Origin of the sequence: Micromonospora sp. NPDC048999, assembly GCF_040649295.1 — a bacterium.
GTDB lineage: Bacteria > Actinomycetota > Actinomycetes > Mycobacteriales > Micromonosporaceae > Micromonospora.
Window position 1 is genome coordinate 1 of record NZ_JBEZFI010000105.1, and the last position, 1515, is coordinate 1515.

Annotated in this window: 1 protein-coding gene; it reads right to left on the reverse strand. The window is 69.3% G+C overall.

Annotated features, from left to right (window positions below; translation table 11 throughout):
• Positions 1–26: 26 nt before the first annotated feature.
• Positions 27–1262 (reverse strand): IS110 family transposase, encoded by a 1236-nt coding sequence (locus tag AB0C02_RS33565; protein WP_357553238.1) that lies wholly within the window; start codon positions 1260–1262, stop codon positions 27–29.
• Positions 1263–1515: the final 253 nt, after the last annotated feature.

The following is a 1515-nucleotide window of genomic DNA, read 5'->3' on the forward strand; positions in this document are numbered from 1 at the left end:
CGAAAGACATCCCAGGAGCTTGAATGTCAAGCAGCAGCCTCGTTGAGGTGATGCGACCAGGCGGTCGCCTCGTGGTAGGGCGTGCCGGTTTTGAGGCATCCGTGCAGGATGCCGACGAGGCGGTTGGCGAGCTGGCGCAGCGCGGCGTTGTAGCTGGCGCCGCGGGCGCGTTGCCGGTCGTAGTAGGCGCGGGCGCCCGGCGAGGCCTTCAGCGAGGAGAACGCCTGGGTCATGAGGGCGTCGATGAGTCGGTCGTTGTGCACGAACCGGGCGGCAACCGTGCGTTTCTTGCCGGATGCGCGGGTGATCGGGCTGGTCGCGGCGTAGTTCTTGCGGGCCTTGGCCGAGGCGTAGCGGTCGTGGTCGTCACCGAACTCGGCGAGCACCCGGGCGCCGAGGACGGCACCCAGTCCGGGCTGAGACAGGATGATCTCAGCGTCCGGGTGCTGGCCAAAATGGGCCTCCACCTGCCCTTGCAGGGCCTTGACCTGCTCGTTGAGGGTGACCAGCAGCGCGACCAGGGCCCGCACCGACGTGGCGTAGGCGGCGGTGACTACCGCCGGCTGGCCGAGGTACTCGGCGCGCAGCACGGCCTGGATCGCCGCGGCCTTGGCCGGGATGTCGCGGCGGCGGGCCCGTTTGAGGGCCGCGCTGATCTGCGCCAGGCTCAGCTTCGCGGCGGCGGCCGGGTCCGGGGCCTTCGCGAGGAGCTCCAGGGTGTCGGCGGCGTCGAGGTCCTCGAACGCGGCCAACGCGGCGGGGAAGTACTCCCGCAGCGCGTGCCGCAGCCGCTGCACGGCGCGGGTCCGTTCCCAGATCAGCGTCTTGTGCATCCGGGTGACGACCTTGACCGCCTCGGCCTCGGCGGTGTCGCCGGCGACCGGGCGCAGCTGGTGCGAGTCGGTGCGCACCATGTCGGCCAGCATGTGCGCGTCGGCCGCGTCGCTCTTGGCCCCGGACAGTGCCAGGCGTTCCCGGTAGCGGGACGCCTGCAACGGGTTGACCGCGTACACCGTGTACCCGGCAGCGACCAGCGCCTGCACCCACGGACCCCGGTCGGTCTCGATACCGATCTTCACCCGTCCGGCGACGTCCTCGGTGCCGTCGACGTCGTCGCCGAGCCACTGGCCGATCATCGCGTGCAGCCGCGTGATACCCACGACGCCCTCGGGCAGCCGGGCCCTGGCCAACCGGCGGCCGCAAGCGTCCATCACCTCAACGTCGTGGTGGTCCTCCGCCCAGTCATCTCCCACAAACAGCAACGCGTCTCCCACCTGTCGAACCGATCACCACCGGTAGCCAGGAGGAGAACCATCAGCGACCTAATGAAGCAGTGCTCACGCCGCAACCGGGCGGGCACGACATCCCATCAGCGATCAACTCTCCACACCGACCAGCCGGGGCACGATCTTTCGTCAGGACTCGACGTCCAGGAACCCGGAGTGCTCACCGGTTGGCGGCTACCTACCCACCAGGAGTTTGCCGGATGGCTCACTCCCAGAACTCATTAGGAAC